Below are 23,189 nucleotides of genomic sequence, written 5' to 3'. Positions count from 1 at the left end.
TCCCCCATCCCGGCTGCGCGTCGCAGCAACTAAATCGTTAATATCGTTATCCGCTGCTCCGCTCGCGGTCTAGTTGCCGAATGACTTCAGTCCGACCGGTGGCAGAGCAAATCAGATCAGGATGGCGGGACACGGCGACAAAACTAGTCGCCCACCCGCTGGCGGCGAATTTCCTGGAACTGCGCCCAATCCGCTCTGAGCGCCTCGTAGAGCGCAGCGGCGTTTTCAGGTAGCCGATGAGGCCCGAGGGACTGAACGCGCCTCCACAGGACTGTATGAGCTGGAATTTGCGCTCTCCGGGCGAGGTTAGCGCTTTCGAACTCGAAATGAGCGTCCGCCAGGGCGCAGAAGCGCTGTTCGGCGGTGGCCGCCCGTCCTTCGAGGTCGGCGGCGATTGACGGGCATTCGGTACGGGCTCGGCGGAGGGCGGACTTACCGGGCCAGGTGTATTGATCCAACGTCCAGCTCGGCAGGCCGCCGATCAACTCTTCCGGAGGCATAGGATCAGCAGCAGCTGTGGCGTCACGCCTTTCGTGGCTCCTTGCCCCCTCGAGTACAGAGATCAGCGGCAGAACGTGACCCGTCAACCGAAGCCCTTCGCGGGCGATGATTTCAAGGACGGGATCGCCAGCCAGACCGGAAAGGAGGGACAGGACACGCTCCCGGTCGGCCTCCGGATGCTGTACCACCTGACCTGAGCACCCGATCCCGCTGAGCTGCCAAACTGCCTTGGCCCGCTGAACCGCCGTCGCCGTGTCACCCATGATCCAGCACTCAGCCTCCGCGACCGGCAGCAGGTCGAAATCGACCATCGGTTTCGCCTCACTCAAATCATACAGGCCCAGATGGAGCAGGTTGTTCGTGACCTGGGTTTTCGTCGCTTCACAGAGACGACCGATGAGATGGGCGGCAACACTCCAGCAAACCGGAAATGCGCCACGTCGAGGCGCACAGGCGAGCACGTCCAGCGCAAGCTGCCTGTCGAGCAGGCCGACATCCTCAAAGAGCGTTACGGTCACCCGCCTCCAAAAGCGTGCCGGCTGAACATCGAACAGTCGTTGGCCCGCCTTTAGCGCCCAACCTGTTTCGCTGCGCCGGATCGCCTTCTGCATGAGCGACGCGGCGATGTGGGTGTCGATGCGCAGGTAGGGCGTATCAAGCACCGGGCTTGCTATCACCTCGGTCACGACCTGCTGTCGGACGCCGGAAAGGAATGCATTGATCATCTGAACCTCCTGATGTCGGGAGGTCCGCGACCATTCGCGCCCACTTCTATCGTGACTTGGGGAGCGGCGAGGTCAATTGTCCCAGGACGGATTGCAATTGATTGCAATCGCCCCTCAGAGAGCGAACTTTGATTGACCGATTATCTCGGATGGATGCACCGAGGCCAGCTCAATGAGCAAAGCTAGAGCCGGAACGCCTACAGCATCTGGCCAGTGTTGCCAGACACTCTTGTCGAACAAATCTCTGAACTGAGAGGCTGGGTTCGAGTGCGCGAGATCAAGCGCGGCTTTCTCATCTTCATCGAGTAATGCCTCCGCCGCCGAATAGCCGCGAAAGCGCGCACTATCCAGAAACGTTTTCCACCTGTCTGCCTTCAATGGTGGCTCATCCAAGACTGTTCGACAGAAGACCCAGTCTTTCGCAGGGTACTGGGTGTTCGCCAGGTTTTTGAAATAGGCCGTCTTGTTCAGGTGGAACTCGATACGCGTGTGGGCCAGGGAACCGAACTCGGGCGCCTCGCCCATCGCCAACCGCTCTTCGCGTTTGTCATAGACAACCACGTTCGCCCGCTTTTTCGGGTCTACAAACGGCGATTGGTTCTTGGCGCCTTTGTAGAAATTGATTGTCTGAACACCATCGGTCATCGAAGAACACATCCACACCTTCCAAACCGCTGGGCAGTGCACAAATAGATCAGCAAGCCTGAGGTTCAGGACATCGAGCGCCACATCGCAACGGGACACTCGGGCGGAAGAAAGGTGGGCGGCCAGAGGAATGTTCTTGCCCTCGATGCTGTTCCAGGCCGCAAAGAGGCTGTTCAACCCTTCGAGTGAGAGGCGGGACGGATTGAACTCCAGTCGCACAGCCGCATTCTTAGCGTTTCGAGGTTTGAAGCCAAACGTAGCGACGGCCCCTCCTTCGAGCTCGACACGCAAACCGGTCCAGTAACCCTCCACTGAACAGGGCGTGATGGAGGGTTCGTCGGCAGCCTGTGCAACGTAACTGGCGAGTTGATGCACGCCGCTCCAGTATGTCTCCGCCTGCAGGCCTTCAACGTGCTGAATCACCCCTAGCCCAGAGAAAGTTAGACGAAGCTTATCTATTATGGGCTTTAGAACGACAATCTTGTGCGCTGCTGTAGCTTCTATCACCTTGCATACGCGCTCTACCTCCACCCCAACCTCTGGGCTGTTAGAGGGAAAACTATAGGCATCGGGAATTTTGATGGTGCTGGTCGTCAAGCTCAGCTCTCACGGTGATGGGACACCGGAGACTAACGGCCAATTCTCTCACTGGAAGAAGTTATCAAAATTTGATGCACAGAGCAATGTTCTGAGTCGGTCATATATAAGAATTTAACACCGGCTATCGCCGCTGACGATTGATCGGATGCGGACAGCGCTCATCAAACAACTGCATCGCACCAGCAAACCCCTCAAGTGGTACGAAGCGCGGAGCATTGCTCCCGATCTGGAAAACAAGCTCGTCTCCCTCACGCATTTCATCCACTACGCGCTCCGCAATAAACGGATTGGCGACAAGATAGCGATCCGAAGAGGCTCTGACAGACGATCCGGAAAAGGCCTCAGAACGGTCAATCCGAAACTGTATCCGCGGCGTCCGTGGTATCGGAACCTCGCCGTCGTCGAACACAAGGCCGACCGGACCGCTTTGATGGCAGATCAGCGCAATCTGGGCCGGAGAAACAGCGTTTGTCTCAACGTTGCTGACTGACCATGAGGCTTCATCGGAGAACGCGTTGGAGGTCTGACCGAACTCCCACCCAGACCACTCCTGCGACTCCGCTGGGGTAATCGTCATGATTGTCGCGAAGGCCGCCAAGCCGAGTTTTAATCGTACAGACAACAGCTCACTCCGTTCTTAGTTGGATGAACTTAAGAACGATATTCTTATAGCCCTGGATGTCCAGAATTTAGTTACCTGTTCGCGCGCCGCCCTGAATATTAATCTGGGTTAATGGTCGAACGTATTTCAAAGAGCGAGTTACGGGCTCTGTTCTGCTCCCGCCTAAAACTGGCGCGGGCGAAGAACCAGATGACACAGATCGCGCTTGCGGAAGCTTGTGACCTGACCGTCGACATGATCAGTCGGATCGAACGCGGCAAGAGCTTCCCTTCCTTCAATGCCCTCGCACGAATGATCGAAGTCTTGGGGGTCCATCCCTCTTACCTATTCGGTGGGCCAGACCAATCCATGGAATTGGGAATGACACCGATCCGGCGAGCCCTCCATCGACGCGTGGACACGCTATCACCGGCGGACCTTGAACGGGTCAGCTCGGCAATTGACCTAATCGTCAGATAGCCCCCTAGCGTGTCACGTTGGACGTAACTGGTTCAGCGTTCGCCTACGGCAGAGAAACAGCGCTAACTAAGACCGGGGAGGTCATTTGCCACAAAAGGTGTCACGGCTTGGCCTTCGCGTTCCTGATCAAGAGCGTTTTTACATCTTCGCTCAGCCCGAAGTTAACCCCGTTCATGAGCTTGCCGAGGGCCTGCAAGTTCGCCCCCTGTCCATAACCACCAGTCACGGTCTTATCCTTGTGGCCGACAAACTCGTGTAGGCGCTGTTCAGGGACATTCGCGCTCCGCATCGCGTCTACGAACGCATGCCGGAAACTGTGGAAGGTGAGGTCAGGACCAGTCTTCACGCCGATCTGTACCAGGTATTTGTTCAGCCTCTTGGAGGCGATTGCGGTCAGATTTCCTGGCGGGCCCAGCTTGATCTCAAAGAAGAGGCGCTTCTCGGCTTTTTTGGCCCGTGCCGCCAGCCACTCTCTCAGTCCGAAGTCGAATAGGTCGGGGTGTATCGGCACCCGCCGCACAGAGGCTTCAGTTTTGAGGTCGAGCTCGCCCCGGATATCGAAGAAAGGCACGTCGTCATCCACATGCAGGTCGGATCGCGTCAGCTGGATCAGCTCGCCTTCTCGCATCCCGGTATAGAGCCCGATCAAGTAGACCCAATAAAGGCCGTCCTGGGCCTTGTGCTTGCCGGGGAGATACCGCCTGTGCCGCGAACTGAACCCGCTATAGAGCGGTGAGGAGAAAATCTCGTTCAGCTCATCCTGTGTGAACGGCCGGCGCGGCCTCTTCAGGCTCAACTTTGGAGTGGCGATCTTTACGGATGCGCCCGGCACGCCGTCGATATAGCCTTCCGCGTCCAGCCAGATCAGGAAGGATTTCACGTAGCTAAAATACTTGCCCGAGGTCTTTGGGTTCAGGCGCTTCTCGCCTTCTTTCGCGGTCAGCCGTTTGGGATATTTCGGATCAGCCTCGGCCCGCGGCTTCAGCGCCTCAATCACGTCTCTCACATCGCGAACATGGGCGCTCGTTAGTTGATCGACAGTGATTACCTCGCCCCACGTTTTCAACGCGATCTGAAGGATGCGGATTTTCTCGTCGCGGGTTCTAGGCTTCCACTCTCGGGGACCTGTAGAGTGCGCTTTGAGATAGAGATCGACGGCCTCTTGGACCGGCAGCCCCGCCTCAGTTGCAATTGATTGCAATCCCGGAACGCTGGGGGGCGCGGCCGGCATTTCTACCGGCACGAAGAGTTCGTCTTGCGGGCTGTATTTGCCCAGGATGTTGCTCTGGCGGAAAAGGGTGAACCGGGCATGCTCGATCTGCGCTCGCGCAATCCCCTCACACAGCGCCCGGAATTCATCGCTTCCAGGTGGCGGCATCTGGAAGCCGTGTTCCTCAGCAACCGTCATCGCTTGGGTTCGGATACCAGACTTGAACGTGCGCGACTGTACCTGGCTTTGCAGGCCATTGATGAACTCTTCCGCCATCACCTCCTGGTGTCCGGCATCATAGTCCAGCTCGCCCTCCGCAATCGGTGCTGGGGAGCGATAGCTTTGAGCCAGGTCGTGATAAAACGCCTGCGCGATTTCACGCGCATCGTCGATGCTTAAGTCCTTCATACGCCGCAGCTTATCGCAGAGCCCGTGAAAGGCGAGCGTGGCGTTTAGCACGCGCCGCGCCGCCAGCTTAGGATCGCGTGTTCTGACCGACCATCTGAGCTCTTTTCGCCGGAGCAGGCATTGGACGTCCGCTGGGACAGGCAAGCGCACCTGGAAGCCCCGGCCACGCGCTACGAGATGCTGAACCCTGCGCCCACTCACGACGCCGCCCTCAGGAGGGAGGATTGGAACAGGGAATTGGAACGATTTGCTGGGGCCGAAATCCCCGGAAACCGTAGCCTATTGGGATAATAGGGGTTTCCAGAATAGTGGCGGAGAGAGAGGGATTCGAACCCTCGGAACGCTTGCGCGCTCAACGGTTTTCGAGACCGCCCCGTTCGACCACTCCGGCACCTCTCCGCGGGGAGCCGCTTTCTGGCGGAGGCGGGCGGGAAAATCAAGGGCGATAAGCGGCTCAATGCCAGTGCCAATGCCAGTGATGACAGTCAGAGACGAATTGACTCCGCTGCGCGCTTGCGTATAACGCCCGCTCCTGCCCGCCTGGACACGTCCCGACGGGCCAATGACATATGAACAACGCTCCGAAAGACGACAGTCAACAAACGGGGCGAAGAAAAAGGACCCGCCGGTCGCACAATCCCAGTCGGGACAGGGCCGGACGGATCGAAAAAAGGATAGAGCGACCATGTTCGCAGTGATCAAGACCGGCGGCAAGCAATACCGCGTCGCAGCCGGCGACGAAATTCGCGTCGAAAAGCTCGAAGGCCAGGCCGGCGATACGCTGGCCCTCGGCGAGGTGCTCATGATGGGCGGCGAAGACGGCGTCAAAGTCGGAGCCCCGGTGCTCGACGGCGCCCAGGTGATCGGCGAGCTGATCGACACCAATCGCGCCCGCAAGGTCATCGTCTTCAAGAAGCGCCGGCGCCAGAACTACCGCCGCACCAAGGGTCACCGCCAGTGGGGCTCGCTGGTGCGCATCGCCGAGATCGTGGCTCCGGGCCAGAAGGCCAAGACGGCCCTGAAGACCTCGACCGCCGCACCGAAGACCGAGGACGCCAAGCCGGCGGCCAAGGCCAAGGCTGCGCCGAAGAAGGCCGCCGCTCCGAAGGCCGAGGCCAAGACGGCAGCGCCGAAGAAGACGGGCGCCGCCAAGCCGGCCGCGTCGAATGACGACCTGACCGAGCTGACCGGTGTGGGCCCTGCCTACGCCAAGAAGCTCAACGAGGCCGGCGTCACCTCCTTCGCCCAGATTGCGGCGTGGACGGAAGCCGATCTCGACCGTCTCGACGAGACGATCTCCGGGCTCAAGGCGAAAGCCGAGAGCAATGACTGGATCAAAGACGCCAAATCGCGCGCGTAAGATACGGAGGGCTAAGGCATGGCTCACAAAAAAGCAGGCGGTTCATCCCGTAACGGTCGCGACTCCGCTGGTCGGCGTCTCGGCGTCAAGAAATATGGCGGCCAGGAAGTCATTCCGGGCAACATCATCGTGCGTCAGCGCGGCACCAAGGTGAATCCGGGCGAGAATGTCGGCATGGGCAAGGATCACACCCTGTTCGCCCTCGTCGAAGGTCGCGTCAAGTTCGCCAAGAAGGCCGGCAACAAGTCGTTCGTCTCGGTCGAGCCGACCGCCGACGCCGCGGAATAGCGGTCCGACCATAACGGACCGATCGCCATCAGGCGGGGTCCGGTCGCGACAAGCGAACAAGGGGAGACGGGCCACCGTCTCCCCTTTTTCATGCCCCAAGCCCCGCAAGGGGCCGAGGAGTGACCCATGGGACCGGTGCTGGAAACCGAACGACTGACACTGAGGCTGCCCGAGCTGGACGATGCCGCCGAACTGGCGCGGCATCTCGGCGATTACGACATCGCCAGGATGACCGCACGCGTGCCGCATCCCTATCCGGCCCTGGCCGCCGAGCTCTGGGTGCTGGCCAACCGCGCCGCCTGGCGGGCCGACGGCAACCAGTCCCTGCTCGTCTTCGACGCCGAGGGCCTGGCCGGCGGCGGCGGCGTGTTCCGGCGCACGCCGCAGAGCGAGTGGGAGATCGGCTACTGGGTCGCCAAGCGCTGCTGGGGCCGCGGCTATGCAACGGAGCTGGGGCAGGCCCTGATCGGCCTGGCCCGTGAACAGCTCGGCGCGAACCGGATCATCGCCGGTCACAATGAAGACAATCCGGCGTCCGGCCGGGTGCTGGAGAAACTCGGCTTCCGGTATACCGGCGAAAGCCGCTCCTGGTGCATGGCCCGGCTGGCGCAGGTGCGCACGCTCGACATGACGCTCGCGCCGGATCTTGTGTAAATGCGCTGAATTTTGCCGGAACAGCCTGTATAGGTGATCGTTCCTGCCCTGACGCCAGTGATGAAACGAAAACCGACATGAAATTTCTCGACCAGGCCAAAGTCTATGTTCGATCCGGCAATGGCGGGGGCGGCAGCGTGTCGTTCCGGCGCGAGGCCTTCGTCGAGTTCGGCGGTCCCGATGGCGGCGATGGCGGCAAGGGCGGTGATGTCTGGGTGGAAGCCGTGGAGGGCCTCAACACCCTCATCGACTACCGCTACAAGCAGCACTTCAAGGCGGCCACGGGGACCCATGGCATGGGCCGCAACCGCACCGGGGCCGGCGGCGATGACGTGGTGCTGAAAGTGCCGGTCGGCACCCAGATCCTCGACGAGGACCGCGAGGAAATCCTCGCCGACCTGACCGAGGTCGGACAGCGCGTCATGCTGGCGCGCGGCGGCGATGGCGGCAAGGGCAATGCCCGCTTCAAGACCTCGACCAACCAGGCGCCGCGCAAGTCGACGCCGGGCTGGCCCGGCGAGGAGCGCTGGATCTGGCTGCGCCTGAAACTGATCGCCGATGTCGGCCTGGTCGGCCTGCCCAATGCCGGCAAGTCGACCTTCCTGTCCGTGGTCAGCCGGGCCAACCCGAAGATCGCCGCCTATCCGTTCACCACCCTCTATCCCAATCTCGGCGTGGTCGATCTGGGGCCCGGTGCGCGTTTCATCGTGGCCGACATTCCCGGTCTCATCGAAGGCGCGCACGAGGGCGCCGGGATCGGCGACCGCTTCCTCGGCCATATCGAGCGCTGCGCCTCGCTCATCCACCTCGTCGACGGCACCCAGGACGACCCGGCGGAGGCCTACCGCACGGTTCGCGGTGAGCTGGAAGCCTATGGCGGCGGGCTGGAGGACAAGCCGGAAATCGTCGCGCTCAACAAGACCGATGCCATGAGCCCGGACGACATCGAGGCCAAGGCCGCAGAGCTGGAAGCCGCCTGCGGCCAGAGCGTGATGCGTCTGAGCGGTGTATCCGGAGATGGCGTGAAGACCCTGTGCGGCAAAGCATGGGACATTGTCGTCAAGGGCCGCGAGGCGGACAAGGCCGCCGCGGCGGCCGCGGAAGCCGACGACGACGGGTGGATGCCTGAATGACCGGCCCGACGGCGCCCTGATGGCTGCGGGGGGAGGACGTCTGCGCAGTGAGGGGCTGGCGCCCGGGCTCAAGATCGGCCTGTTTGGCGGCAGCTTCGATCCGCCACATGCCGGACACCGCCACGTGGCCGACACGGCGTTGCGCCGGCTCGGCCTGGACCAGGTGTGGTGGCTGGTATCGCCGCAAAACCCGCTCAAGCAGCACCAGCCGGACGATCTCGGCCGGCGCCTCGCGGCCGTGCGCCGCGTCGCCCGCTCGCCGCGCATGCGCGTCAGCGACATCGAGGCCCGCTGGGACACGAGGCGGACCATCGACCTGGTGGTTCGCCTGCAGGCGCGCTTCCCGGACGTTCATTTCGTCTGGATCATGGGGGCGGACAACCTCGCCAGCATCCACCACTGGGCGCGCTGGCGCGAGATTTTCGACCGTCTTCCGGTGGCCGTCGTGTCGCGTCCGGGGGATGCCATCCGGGCCCGCCTGTCGAGGGCGGCGGAACTTTACCGGCACTCGCGCCTTCTTGAACATGAGGCGCGCAGCCTGGCGCTGGCACCGGCACCGGCATGGACCTATCTGACAGAGCGGTTACATTCCCAGTCCTCCTCCGCGCTGCGCGCGCGCGCCTGATCCATCGCCGACGTCACGGGACAGAATTCCATGCATCAGAGACTAAAAGGTCGTCCTAGCCCCGTGGCTGCGCTGGATTACTTTGATGACCGGCATCCACCTGCCGGCGATTTCCGGGACGACGTGCTGACCGGCCTGGCCTCGGATCCCAAGCGGATCGCCCCGGTCTATTTCTATGATGCCACGGGCTCGGCCCTGTTCGACCAGATCACCGAGCTGCCGGAATATTATGTCACGCGGACCGAGCTCTCCATTCTCGACCGGATCGGTCCGGAGCTGGCCGAAATGGCCGGGCCCGGCGCCGTGGTGATCGAGCCGGGCTCGGGGTCGAGCGTGAAGATCCGGCGCCTGCTGGACAGTCTGGACGCGCCGGCCGGATATCTCGGCCTCGACATTTCCCGCGACCATCTGATCACCGCCTGCCAGACCATCGCTGCGGCCTATCCGGGCCTGCAGGTCGGCGCTGTCTGTGCCGATTTCACCCAGGGTCTGGACATCGACGACCTGCCGGTCAGCGACGGGCCGCGCCTGCTGTTCTTCCCGGGCTCGACGATCGGCAATTTCGAGCCGGACGCGGCCCGCGACGTGCTGGCCGGCTTCCGGCGCGGCATGCGCCGCGGCGACGCGCTGCTGATCGGCGCCGACCGGGTCAAGAACCCGGCCCTCCTGGTGGCCGCCTATGACGACGCCCAGGGCGTTACAGCTGCCTTCAATCTCAACCTGATCGACCGCATCAATCGCGAGCTCGACGGCACCATCGACAAGTCCAAGCTGCGCCACCTGGCGCTGTGGAACGCCGACATGTCGCGCATCGAAATGCATCTGGAAGCCACCGAAGCGCAGGACTTCACGGTCTGCGGCAAGACCTTCCATTTCGACGAGGGCGAGCGGATGCACACTGAAAACTCACACAAATTCACGCCGGACTCGTTCGACGCCCTGGCCAAATCGGCAGGATTCAATGTGCGCAAATCATGGTCCGACGACGCTGAGTTGTTCTCCATGCACTGGCTCGAATGCGGCGACGAAGCGTGATATAAGGCCACCCATCATACTGCATGCCAAAGAGGACATTTCCCCTGTCTACGGAATTATCACGGCGTACCAAACAAGAAACGGCTGCCGCCGTTCGCGTCACGGGCGATGAAGCCCCGGTTGATGAGCTGGAAAGCCTCATCATTGACTCCCTCGAAGACGACAAGGCCGAAGACATCGTCGCCATCGATCTGCGCGGGAAGTCCTCGGTTACCGACATCATGGTGATTGCCTCGGGCCGCTCGGCCCGGCACGTCAATGCTCTGGCTGACCACCTTGTGCGCAAGCTCAAGGAGACCGGGCACGGCAAGGCGCGGATCGAAGGCCTGCAGACCTGTGACTGGGTGCTGATCGATGTCGGTGACGTCATCGTCCACCTGTTCCGTCCGGAAGTCCGCAGCTTCTATAATCTGGAAAAGATGTGGTCGGTGGAGCCGGACAACAGTGCCGATACGGGCACCGGCAACGACACTCCGGCCAACTAGGTGAAACTGCGCATCGCCGCCCTCGGCCGGATCAAGTCCGGACCGGAGCGCGACCTGGTGGACCTGTACAGGGAGCGCGCCACCGCGACCGGGCGGCCGATCGGCTTCGGCCCCCTCGACGAAAGCGAAATCGACAACCGCGCGCTCAAGAGCTCGGGTGAGGAAAGCCGGGCGCTGGCCGCCGCCTTGCCGGCAGACTGCCGCCTGGTCCTGCTCGACGAGCGCGGCAAGTCGCTGAGCTCACGCCAGCTCGCCACCAAACTGGTCGATTGGCGTGACAGCGGCAGCCGCGAGGCGGTGTTCTGCATTGGCGGGGCTGACGGCCATGACCGCACGGCCCTGCCGCAGCCGGACCTGCTGCTCGCCTTCGGGCCGGCCGTGTGGCCGCACAAGCTGGTGCGCGTCATGCTGGCCGAGCAGCTCTACCGCGCCGTGTCGATCGCGGCCGGGTCACCGTATCACCGAGATTGAGCATTAACCCCCTCCGGCCTAGCGTGCCTGCATGATACCCCTCGCCCTGTCACTTCTTCTGCTGCAGACCGAGCCGGCCGCACCGCCGGACCGCGAGGAGGCGGCACGGCTGGAAGAGGAGGAGGCCCGGGCCGCGGCGCGGGCCGAAGCCGCCCGGGAGCAGGCCGAGGAGCTGGCCCAGGAGATCGAGCTGATGCAGGCCCAGCTGGTCGAACTGGGCCGGCGCGTCGGCGACAGCGAGGCGGCAGCCCTCGAGGCTTCGAGCGAATTGCAGCGCCTGGCGGCCGAGGAAGCCGCGATGCTGGACCAGCTGACACGCGACCGGGAAGCCCTGATTGACATCCTCGCGGCGCTGCAGCGCATCGAGAGCCAGACGCCTCCCGCACTGCTGACAGCACCGGAAGACGCCGCCGAGGCGGCCCGGGCGGCAGCCCTGATGAGCGAGGTGGCGCCCGCGCTGCGTGAGCGCGCCGAGGAACTCTCAGGGCGGTTGCAGGCTCTGCGCACGCTGCGCGACGAGATTGCCGGCCAGCAGAGCACCCTGTCGGGGGCGGAAGAGGAGCTTGCGGCGCAGCGTCTCGAGCTGCAGGTCCTGATCGCGGAACGGCGCGCCCTCGAGGCCCGGCGCCGCAACGAGGCCCAGGCATTCGAACAGGCGTCCTCTTCGGCAGGACAGCGCGCGCGCTCCATCCGCTCCCTCATCAACGAACTCGCCCGCATGGCCGAAGTCACTCCCAGTCTGAACCCGAGACGACTGGACGCTGCGAACGCCGCCATCCCCGAGCCGCGCCTGCGCCCCGACCGCGATCTGGTCTCGGCACGGCCGCCATCGGCCCCGATCGAGACCCTGCGCTTTTCGGATGCGCGCGGCCGCCTGCGCCCCCCCGCGCAGGGGGAGATGTACCGTGCCTTTGGCGATCCGGCGGAGGATGGCAGCGCATCTGAAGGATTATTTATTCGAACCCGGCCCCAGGCTCAGGTAGTCTCGCCGTTCGATGCCCGGGTCGAGTTCGCCGGACCGTTCAACACGTATGGCGGTGTCTTGATACTCGATGTCGGGGATGACTACTATATCGTGTTGGCCGGGATGGCGGTAACCTATGCCCGTGCCGGACAAACCGTCCTGGCCGGCGAGCCGGTCGGGGCGATGCCCGCCGGCGACGGAGTGGCACCAGATTTGTATCTGGAGCTGAGACGCAATGGCGACGCCATCGACCCGGGCCCCTGGATCCGGGACGCAGGCTGACCCGCCCAGACGACCTGACATGTCGGCCTGGTTGGAAGTTGGAGTTCGCGCTCAAAGGACGCGGTTTATGATGCGTATCAACGTCTTCGCTGCAATGGTCGCGTTTGCGGTCGGTGCCGTCGCGATTGCCGTATCTGCCGAGGGCAGCCAGGAGGACCGGTCGGAAACCTTCCGCCAGCTCGAATTGTTCGGTGACGTCCTGAGCCGCATTGAATCCGACTATGTCAGCGAGACCGACAAGGCGGAAATGATCGAAGCGGCCATTGAGGGCATGCTGACCGCACTCGACCCGCACTCCGCCTATCACAATCCGGATGCCTATGAAGACCTGCGCGTGACCACGCGCGGCGAGTATGGCGGTCTGGGCATGGAAGTGACCAAGCGCGACGAGTTCATCACCATCGTGTCGCCGATCAGCGACACGCCGGCCGAGCGCGCCGGGCTGCGCACCAATGACCGCATCATTGCCGTCGATGGCGAGACCATTATCGGCATTACCGTCAACGAGGCGGTCGAGATGATGCGCGGTGCCGTCGGTGACCCGGTGACCATCACCATCGCCCGCGGCGACGAGGACCCGTTCGACGTCACCCTGGTGCGGGACACCATCCCGCTGCGCACCGTGGCGTGGCGCCTCGAGGACGGCGTGCCCTTCATGCGCATTGCCGGGTTCAACGAGCGCACCACGGAGATGGTGCACCAGGGCATCAGCGAGCTGGAAGACGAGTATGGCGCACCGCTGCCCGGTCTGATCCTCGACATGCGCTACAATCCGGGCGGCCTGCTGGACCAGGCCATCGGCGTGACCGACGCCTTCCTCGACGGCGGCGAGGTCGTGTCGACCCGCAACCGCGACCCGCGTGACACCCAGCGCTACAACGCCCGCCCCGGCGACCGCCTGAACGGTGCCCCGATCGTGGTGCTGATCAATGAGGGCTCGGCCAGCGCGGCCGAAATCGTCGCCGGTGCCCTGCAGGACCGCGAGCGCGCCGAGCTCGTCGGCATGACCAGTTTCGGCAAGGGCTCGGTGCAGACCATCATCCCGCTGCGCGGCGGTCGTGACGGCGCCCTGCGCCTGACCACCGGTCGCTACTACACGCCGGCTGGCCGCTCCATCCAGGCGACCGGGATCGAGCCGGACATCTTCATTTCCGCCTTCCCGCTGGACGCCGAGGAAGAGGTCCCTGCCGGCGCCGTGGAATCGGAAGCCGACCTGCCCGGCGCCCTGGTCAACGAGAATGGCGAGGAACGCCATGAAACCGAGATCGCGGCCATCGAGCAACCGCCGGCCGACTGGGCGGAAGACGAGGACTACCAGCTGCACCGCGGCCTGCAGATCCTGCGTGAGGTCATGGAACGCCAGCAGGCTTCCCTGCAATAGGCCGCCTGTCCTTGCAGGCGGGGCCTGCAAGGCCGTAGCGTTAACCGTTTCTTTCTTCCCGGCAAGGCAGATTGGCGGCGAGTGACGGGCCCGTGCCGGGCCTGCCCTAGCTGACCTGTAGCCATGCTCGCGACCATGCAGACCACCGCTCTTCGCCACGCCAAGCGCCATGCCCAGCCCCTGATCGGGCACGCCCAGCGCCACGCCCGGCCCTTGCTGTCGGTGCGCGCGCCCCTGCTCGCCGGACTCGGCACCGCGATCGCCATTTCCCTCGCCCTCGGGGCGATTGCCCTGTTCGGGGAGGCCGACCTCACACCGCCGCACGCCCGCGGCGCCTTCGACCCGGCGCCGGTTCTCGTTGCCGAGAGCGTACACGATGCGGCAGCCGCAGCGCACGACATCGAGTTCGTTCAACCCGGTGACGACGCCGAAGTCACCCTCGCCGGCGTGAATGACGGCTTCAGCGCCCCGGCTCCGGCGGAGGGGTCCGACCCGGCCGATGCCGAACATCGCGTCGCCGCCAGCCCTCACGCCCTGCCCCGCGCCCCGCTGGCCGGGCTCACGGAACCCGGACCGGGCGGCCTGCTACCGGTGATCGGCCCCAATGGCGAGCGTGCCTCGCGCGCCTATGCCCGACCCTTCCACGGTGACCCGAGCGCACCCACAGTGGCGGTCGTGGTCGGCGGCATGGGGCTCAACCCGGCCGTGACCCAGCGCGCCATTGACGAACTGCCGCCGGAAGTGGCGCTGTCCTTCGCACCCTATGCCGACAATCTGCAGGACTGGATCAACCGGGCCCGCGCGGCCGGCCACGAAGTGCTGATCGAAGCGCCCATGGAGCCGTTCGACTACCCCAACAACGACCCGGGCCCCCACACATTGTTGGCCGACGGCTCTTCGGCAGAGAATGGCCGCCGCCTGGCCTGGGTGCTGAGCCGGACGACAGGGTATTTCGGGGTGACCAACTATCTCGGTGCCCGCTTCTCTGCGTCCAGCGACGCCCTGCGCGACACCTTCGCGACGCTCGAAAGCCGCGGTCTCGCCTTCCTGCATGACGGGGCCGGCCGCCGCTCGACCATTGAGGCCGCCGCAGACGCCACAGACATCGAGTTCGCCATTGCGGACCGCATCCTCGACGAGGACCTGAGCCCGGAAGCCATCGATGAGCGCCTGCTCGCGCTGGAGGCCCTGGCCATCCAGAACGGAGCTGCCCTGGGCACCGGCTTTGCCTATCCAACAACGGTGCAACAGATCGGCGCCTGGGCGGAGGGTCTGGACCTGCGCGGCTACCAGCTGGCGCCGCCATCGGCTGTCATGGCGCGGCGCCGGCTTGAAGCCCGCCTCGCCGCCGAGTCCGGCGATCACGGCAGCCACCAGGAAGCCAGTCTCGACCATCGCTGGGCGGACAATGCCGGCGACGCCAATGCCGCCGCAGCGGCCGGTGCCGGACACTGATGAGCGCCGATCCCTATCCGCATCACCGCGCCAATGTCGGCATCGCCCTGTTCAATTCCCGGGGCCAGGTCTGGCTCGGACGGCGGAATGAGACGCCGGAGCCCTGGAACTGGCAATTGCCACAGGGCGGCATTGATGCGGGCGAAGAGGCCGAACTGGCCGCCCTGCGCGAGCTGGAGGAGGAAACCGGGATCGCCGCAGACAAGGTGCGTCTGCTCGGCTCGATCCCGGACTGGATCGCCTACGATTATCCCCCGGACGTGCGCGAGGACCCGCGCTTCCACAAGAAGCGTCATCTCGGCCAGAAACAGCGCTGGTTCGCCTTGCGCTATACCGGCGATGACAGCGATATCGACCTGGAACGCCACGGCGAGGTCGAGTTCGACGCCTGGCGCTGGGCCGAACTGGACGAGATCTGCGAGCTGATCATCCCGTGGAAGCGCGGCGTCTACCAGCAGGTTGTCGCGGCATTTGCGCGCTTTGCCGTGCCCCGAACGGAATAGCCCAAGAAAAAGGGCCGCCCCGAAGGACGGCCCTGATCTCATACAGCCAAAGCCGCTGTGCTAGTGGCGCACCGTGGCCAGCATGGCTTCGTACTTGGTGATACGAGCTTCCGCCTGTTCACGCTCGACCTCGTCCTTGGCGACCGAAAGGTCGTCGCGGGCCTCGGAGAGCGACTGGGCCGCTGCTTCGGCGTCGATCTCCGCCACCGGGATGGCTTCCTCGGCCAGGATGGTCAGGCCTTCCGGCGTCACCTCGGCAAAACCGCCATGGATGAAGGTGCGCTCTTCCGTGCCGTCATTGATCACCGTGATGGCGCCGGGACGGATCACCGACATGAAGGCGGCGTGTTGCGGCAGGACGCCGAAATCACCCTCTTCACCGGGAACCACGACCTGGTCGACATCACCGGCAAAGACGCGCTTCTCCGGCGAGACGAGATCGAAATGGAGTTTGTCAGCCATCAGGCTCTCCTCGGGCTAGACCCAGACCGCTTACGCAGCGTCCGCAGCCAGCTTCTCGGCTTTCTTCACGGCGTCTTCGATGGTGCCGACCATGTAGAAGGCGGCTTCCGGAAGGTGATCGTACTCACCGTCACAGATGGCCTTGAAGCCTTTCACGGTATCGGCGACCGGCACCTGGATGCCCGGGAAGCCGGTGAAGATCTCGGCCACGTCGAAGGGCTGCGACAGGAAGCGCTCGACCTTACGGGCGCGGGCCACGGTCAGCTTGTCCTCTTCCGACAGCTCGTCCATGCCCAGGATCGCGATGATGTCCTGCAGGGCCTTGTAGCGCTGGAGGATTTCCTGGACGCGGCGGGCCGTCTCGTAGTGCTCGTCGCCGACGATGCGCGGCTCGAGGATGCGCGAGGTGGAGTCGAGCGGGTCAACGGCCGGGTAGATGCCCTTTTCCGAGATCGCACGGTTGAGAACCGTGGTCGCGTCGAGGTGGGCGAAGGTGGTGGCCGGGGCCGGGTCGGTCAGGTCATCGGCCGGCACGTAAACGGCCTGCACCGAGGTGATCGAACCCTTGTTGGTCGAGGTGATGCGCTCCTGCAGGGCACCCATGTCGGTGGCCAGCGTCGGCTGGTAACCCACGGCGGACGGGATGCGGCCCAGCAGGGCGGACACTTCGGCACCGGCCTGGGTGAAGCGGAAGATGTTGTCGACGAAGAACAGGACGTCCTTGCCCTCTTCGTCGCGGAAGTATTCCGCCTGGGCGAGACCAGACAGGGCGACGCGGGCACGGGCGCCCGGCGGCTCGTTCATCTGGCCGAAGACGAGGGCGCAGCGCGAGCCCTCGGTGGAGCCTTCCTGCGGGTTCTTGTTCACGCCGGACTCGATCATTTCCCAGTACAGGTCGTTACCTTCACGGGTCCGCTCACCCACACCGGCGAAAACCGAGTAGCCGCCGAACAGCTTGGCGATGTTGTTGATCAGTTCCTGGATCAGAACCGTCTTGCCGACGCCGGCGCCGCCGAACAGGCCGATCTTGCCGCCCTTGGCGTAGGGGCAGAGCAGGTCGACGACCTTGATGCCGGTCGGCAGCATTTCCGCTTCCGTGGCCTGCTCGTCGAAGGACGGGGCCGGACGGTGGATCGGGGCCGTCGTCTTGTGGTCGATGGCGCCCGCCTCGTCGATCGGCTGACCGGTGACGTTCATGATGCGGCCGAGCGTACCCGGGCCAACCGGAACCATGATCGGAGCGCCGGTATCGGTCACTTCGGTGCCGCGCTGCAGGCCCTCGGTGGCATCCATGGCGATGGTGCGGACGGTGTTCTCGCCGAGGTGCTGGGAGACCTCAAGCGTCAGCGTCTTGCCATCATTGGTGGTTTCCAGGGCGTTGAGAATGTCCGGCAGACCGCCTTCGAATTCAACGTCCACGACAGCGCCCGTGATCTGGGCAATGCGGCCTTTAAGAGTGCTCATAACGGGTCTTCCTCTCGCCTAGAGAGCCTCGGCGCCGGAGATGATTTCGGTCAACTCCGTGGTGATCTGCGCCTGACGGGTGCGGTTGTAAATAAGGTTCAGTTTGTCGATCAGCTCGCCGGCATTGCGCGTGGCATTGTCCATCGCGGCCATTTTCGAGCCCATCTCGCCGGCCACGTTTTCCAGCAGCGCAGAGAGGATGACGGTATCGACATAACGCGGCAGCAGCGCTTCGAGGACGGATTCCTCATCGGGCTCGACCTCGTAGATGGCGCCCCCGAGATCGGGACGCTCGACACTGTCATCGATGGCGTTGACGGCCGGGATCAGCGTCTGGGCGCGCGGCAGCTGGGAGATCACCGACACGAACTTGGACGAAATGATCTCGCAGACATCGAACTCGCCGGCCTCGAAGCGGACGCGGATGATGTCGCCGATATTGCCGGCCGTGGCACCGGAAATGGTCTTCTCACCGGACAGGTCGAGACGGTCAACGATCAGGCTGGCGAACTGGCGCTTGAGCTGGTCATAGCCCTTCTTGCCGACGGTGATCAGCTTGACGTTCTTGCCGGCCGCCTGGAGCTCGGTGATGCGCTCGCGGGCCTTCTTCACGATATTCGTGTTGAAGCCGCCGCACAGGCCGCGGTCCGCCGTCATCACGACCAGCAGGTAAGTCTCGTCCTGGCCGGTGCCGACCAGCAGCGGAGACGCGCCCGGCGTGCCCGACATGGCGGTCGACAGATTGGCCATGACGGCCGCCATGCGCTCGGCATAGGGGCGCGCTGCTTGAGCGGCCTCCTGTGCCCGGCGCAGTTTCGCGGCGGCCACCATTTGCATCGCCTTCGTGATCTTCTGCGTTGAACGCACAGAAGTGATGCGATTTTTCAGGTCCTTAAGGCTCGCCATTCGGCTCTCCTCAGCGCTCGGCTACGATCAGGCTCACGCGAAATGTTCGGTGAACTTGTCGAGCGCCGTTTTCAGCTTGCCTTCGCTGTCGTCGGACAGCTTCTTCTCGGTGCGGATGCTGGCGAGAAGCTCGGCGTGGTCATTGTGCAGGTGACGCAGCAGCTCGTCTTCATAGCGACGGATGTCGGCCACCGGCAGCTTGTCGAGATAGCCACGCGTACCGGCGTAGATCACGGCGACCTGCTCTTCCATGGCCAGCGGCGAGAATTGCGGCTGCTTGAGGAGCTCGGTCAGGCGCTGGCCGCGGTTCAGCAGCTTCTGCGTGGCAGCGTCGAGGTCGGAGCCGAACTGGGCAAAGGCCGCCATTTCGCGGTACTGGGCCAGTTCGCCCTTCATCTTGCCGGCCACCTGCTTCATTGCCTTGGTCTGGGCGGCGGAGCCGACGCGAGACACCGACAGGCCGACGTTCACGGCCGGGCGGATGCCCTGGTAGAACAGGTCGGTCTCGAGGAAGATCTGGCCGTCGGTGATCGAGATCACATTGGTCGGGATGTAGGCCGACACGTCATTGGCCTGGGTCTCGATGAGCGGCAGGGCGGTCAGCGAACCGGAACCATTGTCCTCGTTCAGCTTGGCCGCACGCTCGAGCAGGCGGGAGTGCAGGTAGAAGACGTCGCCCGGATAGGCTTCGCGGCCCGGCGGGCGGCGCAGCAGCAGGGACATCTGGCGATAGGCGACGGCCTGCTTGGACAGATCATCATAGACGATCAGCGCGTGCATGCCGTTGTCGCGGAAATACTCGCCCATGGCGCAGGCGGTGAACGGCGCCAGGAACTGCATCGGAGCCGGGTCGGAGGCGGTCGCGGCGACGACGATGGTGTATTCCATCGCGCCGTTTTCCTCGAGCGTCTTCACGATCTGGGCGACGGTGGAGCGCTTCTGGCCGACGGCAACGTAGATGCAGTAGAGCTTGGCGCCCTCGTCGTCGCTCTCATTGACCGACTTCTGGTTCAGGATGGTGTCGATGGCGATCGCCGTCTTGCCGGTCTGGCGGTCGCCGATGATCAGCTCGCGCTGGCCACGGCCGACCGGGATCATGGCGTCGATGGCCTTGATGCCCGTAGCCATCGGCTCGTGCACGGATTTACGCGGGATGATGCCCGGCGCCTTGACGTCGACGCGGCGACGCTCGGCCACGTCCTTCAGGGGACCCTTGCCGTCGATCGGCTCGCCGAGACCGTCGACGACGCGGCCGAGAAGGCCCTTGCCGACCGAGGTATCGACGATCGAGCCGAGACGCTTGACGGTGTCGCCTTCCTTGATGCCCCGGTCATCGCCGAAGATCACGCAGCCGACATTGTCGCGCTCGAGGTTCAGGGCCATGCCCTTGATGCCGCCCGGGAACTCGACGAGCTCACCGGCCTTGACCTCATCGAGGCCATACACGCGGGCAATACCGTCACCGACGGACAGCACGCTACCGACGTCCGAAACTTGCGCTTCGGTACCGTAATTCTTGATCTGATCCTTGAGGATCGCAGAAATCTCTGCGGCACGGATGTCCATGGACCTAGGCCTCTTTCATCGCATTCTTCATCCCGTCCAGCTTTGTGCGGAGGGAGGAGTCGAACATGCGGGAGCCGACCTTCACGATCAGCCCGCCCATCAATTCAGGCCGCACATCCGTGCGGACCTCGATTTCGCGCCCGAAGGCACTTTTCAGCGAAGCCGCGAGGGCCTCGGTCTGTTTCTTGGTCAGCGCCGCGGCGGTAGCCACGTCTGCTGTCACCACACCCCGGTCGGCGGCGGCCAGCGCGGCAAACACGTGCGCCATCGCGCCCAGCTCGCCGGCGCGGCCATTGCGCGCCGCGACACCGAAGGCATTGCGGGTCAGCTCGTTGAAGCCCGCCTTGTCGGCCAGCGCCGTCAACACGCCGAGCTTGTCCTCGGCAGAGTGCAGCGGCGAGGCCAGGGCCTCGGCGAGCTCGGGGGACTCATCAAGGGCTGCGCCGAAAGCCGACAGGTCGGCTTCCACGGCGCTGGCAGCACCCGTGCTTTTCGCCAGCTCGAACAGGGCGGTCGCATAGCGGCCTGCCGCTGTGGCTGTGTTGGCGTCTTGGCCGGTCTTCACCGTGACGTCGCTCTCTAGCTGGATAAGCGCCGGTAGTCTCACCGTTGCCGGTGCAAGCGCTTGTGATTCAACGATTTATGAAACCGGGCATGCGGTTTGAGGCCACACGCCCGTGAGGTTCGGCGCTGCGATAGCACAGGGGGGCGGGTGCAGCAAGCCGCTCGCGCCCGCCGATTCAGCGACGCGCGCAGTGACGCGGCCCCGCCGCCTGCCTAGGGCTGCAGCTTTCGCGCCTTCGCCGCCTGCCGCCGCGCCTTGCCGGCGATGATGTTCATCGTCTCGACGAACAGCGAGAAGGCGATGGCGAAGTAGAGATAGCCACGCGGTATGTGGAAGCCGAGACCGTCGGCCACCAGGGCGATGCCGATCAGCAGCAGGAAGGACAGGGCCAGCATCTTGGTGGTCGGGTGACGCTCGATGAAGGCGGCGACCGGGCCGGACGACCAGATCATGATGCCCATGGCAATGACCACGGCGGTGACCATGACCGGCAGCAGGTCGGTCATGCCGACGGCGGTGATCACGCTGTCGAGCGAGAACACGATGTCGATCATCACGATCTGCAGCACGATCGAGGAAAAGGCGGCGGCCGCTCGCGACACGGACGGATCGTGGTCCTCCGGCTCGACCGTGTGGTGGATCTCCAGCGTTGCCTTGCCGAGCAGGAACAGACCTCCGGCGATGAGGATGATGTCGCGCCAGGAGAAATCGCGTTCGAACAGCGTGAACAGGGCGGTTTCCAGATGCGCCAGCCAGACCAGCGAGAACAGCATCACGACCCGGAACAGGAGCGCCAGGCCCAACCCCAGGGCGCGCGCCCGGGCGCGCTGGTGCTCCGGCAACCGACCAGCCATCAGGGCCACGAAGATGATGTTGTCGATGCCGAGGACGATTTCCAGGAAGGTCAGCGTGGCCAGCGACAGCAGGACTTCGGGCGTCATCAGGGCTTCGAGCATGGCAGGCGGCTCCGGGCTTGAGGCCGCGGGGCGGCCGATAGGGCAGGTCAGCGCCTTTTTTCAGGCGCTTTGCGGGCCCGCGCAAGGCGGGGCGACTGGCACACTAACGCGCCGCCGCCCCGCCCGGTTTCACGCCTGTCTCTAGTCGGCGCGTTCGAGGCGCATGCCGAACACCTCCATGCAGGCGCCCTCGGGCGGACAATAGGCACCGCTCTCCTGCCACACCCCGTCGCCGATGCGGGCCGTATAGTCGCGTCGCCCGGCCGGCCCCATCTCGATCGACCACGCAAAACCGTCCCCGGTGATCCGCATCGGCATGTCCTGGCGATAGCCTTCGGCCGTCACCGCGCGCATCTCATAGCCCCCCGCGGCACGCGTGATCAGGCCGGTTGCATCGTGCCGCTTGTCACCGGAGCGTCCGGCCCCGCGCGGCCCGAAGCCTTCCCCGATGAACACCACCGCCTCGCCGCCGGCGGCCACCAGAACTGTCTCGAAGACGTCGAACTCCATCCGCGTGCCGTCCGGCAGGAGGGCCCAGCCGACGCCCTGCCATTCACCTTCCAACATTGCCAGTGCCTCGCCCGGTGACGCCTGGACACTGCCCGCCGGCGCCGCCTGCGCTCCCACCGGTCCGCCCAGCGCCCCGGCCAGCAATACCGCGGCCACCAGGCCCGCACCCCGACCGGTCCGCTCCATCGAGCTCGTATGATCCGCCATGTCTCACTCTCCCGTTCAAATCACGGCCATTCGCCGCTTCTACACTTTACTTTATAAAGCAAAGTATGAAAGCGGGACCCCACCCGACCCTGTCCCTCCCCTGCGCAAGCGGGGGAGGTGCCGACCTCGGCCTTGCGCCGGGGGATGGCGGAGGGGGTGAGTCAGCGCCGCACCTCCCCCTCAGGCGGGCTGGCGCCGCCAGCTCCCCCGCGCGCGGGAGCGTACGCACCGTGGTCCTTCCCCTTGATGGGGAAGGTGGGCCGCGCATGCGGCTCGGAAGGGGTGAATCCCGGTGCTGGACCTGTCGAATACCCGGCTCCCACCCCCTCCGTCTCGCCGCTGACGCGGCGATCCACCTCCCCCATCAAGGGGGAGGACCTGCGTGCGGCAGGTTCACCCCCCCCCTTCTCCCCGGGGAGAAGGTGCCCCGAAGGGGCGGATGAGGGGGATTCCGTGGCCCTCTCCGGAAAGTCCACGCCACAAGAAAAACCTCTCCGGACAGGCCCCGCCATTCCCCCTCTCCCTCGATCCCTCTCCCCAGGGAGAGGGAGGCTCACGCGGTCATAGAATTTTTTCTCCGCACTCTCAGCGACCGTCCGTGGCGGTTTTCTCAATGAAATCAGCGGGCGTCCCTTTTTTCGCCCCGTTTCATCCCCACCCCCTCTCAGCCGTGAAACCCTTCCCGGGTCCTCGCACCAGCTCGAGGCCCGGCCTAGACAACCGGGGGGCGGGGAGAGCGGAGCTTGT

General features: G+C 64.3%; 24 protein-coding genes and 1 tRNA gene. 13 read left to right on the top strand and 12 right to left on the bottom strand.

Annotated features, from left to right (window positions below; all coding sequences use genetic code 11):
• Nucleotides 1-143: 143 nt before the first annotated feature.
• The 3 genes from ACXYMR_RS05755 to ACXYMR_RS05745 form a co-directional block, all read right to left on the bottom strand.
• Nucleotides 144-1,226 carry a hypothetical protein gene (locus tag ACXYMR_RS05755; protein WP_458941806.1) on the bottom strand — a complete coding sequence of 361 codons (1,083 nt, stop codon included), beginning with the start codon at nucleotides 1,224-1,226 and terminating at the stop codon, nucleotides 144-146.
• 114 nt (nucleotides 1,227-1,340) lie between these two features.
• A complete protein-coding gene (locus tag ACXYMR_RS05750; RefSeq protein WP_458941805.1) occupies nucleotides 1,341-2,468 on the bottom strand; it encodes a hypothetical protein in 1,128 nt (375 codons plus the stop codon).
• A 124-nt stretch (nucleotides 2,469-2,592) separates the two neighbouring features.
• The gene (locus ACXYMR_RS05745; RefSeq protein ID WP_458941804.1) at nucleotides 2,593-3,093 is read right to left on the bottom strand and encodes a hypothetical protein; all 501 of its coding nucleotides are present in this window, start codon (nucleotides 3,091-3,093) and stop codon (nucleotides 2,593-2,595) included.
• A 111-nt stretch (nucleotides 3,094-3,204) separates the two neighbouring features.
• Between ACXYMR_RS05745 and ACXYMR_RS05740 the strand changes: the two genes are divergently transcribed.
• A complete protein-coding gene (locus tag ACXYMR_RS05740; RefSeq protein ID WP_458941803.1) occupies nucleotides 3,205-3,552 on the top strand; it encodes a helix-turn-helix domain-containing protein in 348 nt (115 codons plus the stop codon).
• Nucleotides 3,553-3,652: 100 nt separating this feature from the next.
• On the opposite strand, the gene ACXYMR_RS05735 is transcribed toward ACXYMR_RS05740, so the two are convergent.
• Together ACXYMR_RS05735 and ACXYMR_RS05730 are read right to left on the bottom strand one after the other, a co-directional pair.
• The gene (locus ACXYMR_RS05735) at nucleotides 3,653-5,371 is read right to left on the bottom strand and encodes a tyrosine-type recombinase/integrase (RefSeq protein WP_458941802.1); all 1,719 of its coding nucleotides are present in this window, start codon (nucleotides 5,369-5,371) and stop codon (nucleotides 3,653-3,655) included.
• A 108-nt stretch (nucleotides 5,372-5,479) separates the two neighbouring features.
• A tRNA-Ser gene (locus ACXYMR_RS05730) sits at nucleotides 5,480-5,569 on the bottom strand.
• Between the two features lie 286 nt (nucleotides 5,570-5,855).
• Here ACXYMR_RS05730 and ACXYMR_RS05725 point away from each other — a divergent pair.
• The 12 genes from ACXYMR_RS05725 to ACXYMR_RS05670 all read left to right on the top strand — a co-directional run bounded on the left by ACXYMR_RS05725 (nucleotide 5,856) and on the right by ACXYMR_RS05670 (nucleotide 15,806).
• A complete protein-coding gene (locus ACXYMR_RS05725; protein WP_458941801.1) occupies nucleotides 5,856-6,530 on the top strand; it encodes a 50S ribosomal protein L21 in 675 nt (224 codons plus the stop codon).
• 18 nt (nucleotides 6,531-6,548) lie between these two features.
• Complete coding sequence (gene rpmA, locus ACXYMR_RS05720; protein ID WP_458941800.1) at nucleotides 6,549-6,818, top strand: 50S ribosomal protein L27; 270 nt, start codon at nucleotides 6,549-6,551, stop codon at nucleotides 6,816-6,818.
• A 126-nt stretch (nucleotides 6,819-6,944) separates the two neighbouring features.
• Nucleotides 6,945-7,472 carry a GNAT family N-acetyltransferase gene (locus ACXYMR_RS05715; RefSeq protein WP_458941799.1) on the top strand — a complete coding sequence of 176 codons (528 nt, stop codon included), beginning with the start codon at nucleotides 6,945-6,947 and terminating at the stop codon, nucleotides 7,470-7,472.
• Between the two features lie 77 nt (nucleotides 7,473-7,549).
• A complete protein-coding gene (obgE, locus tag ACXYMR_RS05710; protein WP_458941798.1) occupies nucleotides 7,550-8,605 on the top strand; it encodes a GTPase ObgE in 1,056 nt (351 codons plus the stop codon).
• Between the two features lie 19 nt (nucleotides 8,606-8,624).
• Nucleotides 8,625-9,230 carry a nicotinate-nucleotide adenylyltransferase gene (locus tag ACXYMR_RS05705; RefSeq protein ID WP_458941797.1) on the top strand — a complete coding sequence of 202 codons (606 nt, stop codon included), beginning with the start codon at nucleotides 8,625-8,627 and terminating at the stop codon, nucleotides 9,228-9,230.
• Nucleotides 9,231-9,293: 63 nt separating this feature from the next.
• Nucleotides 9,294-10,265 carry an L-histidine N(alpha)-methyltransferase gene (gene egtD, locus ACXYMR_RS05700; RefSeq protein ID WP_458941796.1) on the top strand — a complete coding sequence of 324 codons (972 nt, stop codon included), beginning with the start codon at nucleotides 9,294-9,296 and terminating at the stop codon, nucleotides 10,263-10,265.
• 23 nt (nucleotides 10,266-10,288) lie between these two features.
• Entirely contained in the window at nucleotides 10,289-10,750 is a 462-nt protein-coding gene (gene rsfS, locus ACXYMR_RS05695) for a ribosome silencing factor (RefSeq protein WP_458941795.1), read from the top strand.
• Nucleotides 10,751-11,221: a 23S rRNA (pseudouridine(1915)-N(3))-methyltransferase RlmH gene (rlmH, locus tag ACXYMR_RS05690; protein ID WP_458941794.1), complete on the top strand. Its 471-nt coding sequence runs from the start codon at nucleotides 10,751-10,753 to the stop codon at nucleotides 11,219-11,221.
• Nucleotides 11,222-11,252: 31 nt separating this feature from the next.
• Nucleotides 11,253-12,467: a murein hydrolase activator EnvC family protein gene (locus ACXYMR_RS05685; RefSeq protein ID WP_458941793.1), complete on the top strand. Its 1,215-nt coding sequence runs from the start codon at nucleotides 11,253-11,255 to the stop codon at nucleotides 12,465-12,467.
• 67 nt (nucleotides 12,468-12,534) lie between these two features.
• A complete protein-coding gene (locus ACXYMR_RS05680; protein WP_458941792.1) occupies nucleotides 12,535-13,848 on the top strand; it encodes a S41 family peptidase in 1,314 nt (437 codons plus the stop codon).
• 123 nt (nucleotides 13,849-13,971) lie between these two features.
• Nucleotides 13,972-15,303 carry a divergent polysaccharide deacetylase family protein gene (locus ACXYMR_RS05675; protein WP_458941791.1) on the top strand — a complete coding sequence of 444 codons (1,332 nt, stop codon included), beginning with the start codon at nucleotides 13,972-13,974 and terminating at the stop codon, nucleotides 15,301-15,303.
• Nucleotides 15,303-15,806, top strand: coding sequence for an RNA pyrophosphohydrolase (locus ACXYMR_RS05670; RefSeq protein ID WP_458941790.1), 504 nt, complete (start codon nucleotides 15,303-15,305; stop codon nucleotides 15,804-15,806). The genes ACXYMR_RS05675 and ACXYMR_RS05670 overlap by 1 nt, the downstream gene beginning before the upstream one ends.
• A gap of 60 nt (nucleotides 15,807-15,866) precedes the next feature.
• On the opposite strand, the gene ACXYMR_RS05665 is transcribed toward ACXYMR_RS05670, so the two are convergent.
• From ACXYMR_RS05665 to ACXYMR_RS05635, 7 genes are all read right to left on the bottom strand, one after another.
• Complete coding sequence (locus tag ACXYMR_RS05665; RefSeq protein WP_458941789.1) at nucleotides 15,867-16,268, bottom strand: F0F1 ATP synthase subunit epsilon; 402 nt, start codon at nucleotides 16,266-16,268, stop codon at nucleotides 15,867-15,869.
• Nucleotides 16,269-16,298: 30 nt separating this feature from the next.
• Complete coding sequence (gene atpD, locus ACXYMR_RS05660; RefSeq protein ID WP_458941788.1) at nucleotides 16,299-17,732, bottom strand: F0F1 ATP synthase subunit beta; 1,434 nt, start codon at nucleotides 17,730-17,732, stop codon at nucleotides 16,299-16,301.
• Between the two features lie 18 nt (nucleotides 17,733-17,750).
• On the bottom strand, nucleotides 17,751-18,638 hold the full coding sequence (locus ACXYMR_RS05655; RefSeq protein WP_458941787.1) for a F0F1 ATP synthase subunit gamma: 888 nt from the start codon (nucleotides 18,636-18,638) through the stop codon (nucleotides 17,751-17,753).
• Nucleotides 18,639-18,671: 33 nt separating this feature from the next.
• Nucleotides 18,672-20,204, bottom strand: coding sequence for a F0F1 ATP synthase subunit alpha (gene atpA, locus ACXYMR_RS05650; RefSeq protein ID WP_458941786.1), 1,533 nt, complete (start codon nucleotides 20,202-20,204; stop codon nucleotides 18,672-18,674).
• Nucleotides 20,205-20,208: 4 nt separating this feature from the next.
• Entirely contained in the window at nucleotides 20,209-20,769 is a 561-nt protein-coding gene (locus ACXYMR_RS05645) for a F0F1 ATP synthase subunit delta (protein WP_458941785.1), read from the bottom strand.
• Between the two features lie 212 nt (nucleotides 20,770-20,981).
• Nucleotides 20,982-21,725 (bottom strand): TerC family protein, encoded by a 744-nt coding sequence (locus tag ACXYMR_RS05640; protein ID WP_458941784.1) that lies wholly within the window; start codon nucleotides 21,723-21,725, stop codon nucleotides 20,982-20,984.
• Nucleotides 21,726-21,866: 141 nt separating this feature from the next.
• Nucleotides 21,867-22,442 carry a hypothetical protein gene (locus ACXYMR_RS05635; protein ID WP_458941783.1) on the bottom strand — a complete coding sequence of 192 codons (576 nt, stop codon included), beginning with the start codon at nucleotides 22,440-22,442 and terminating at the stop codon, nucleotides 21,867-21,869.
• Between the last annotated feature and the right edge of the window lie 747 nt (nucleotides 22,443-23,189).

The organism is Maricaulis sp. CAU 1757, from assembly GCF_054482675.1.
This window is presented reverse-complemented; position numbering and strand designations above follow the sequence as displayed.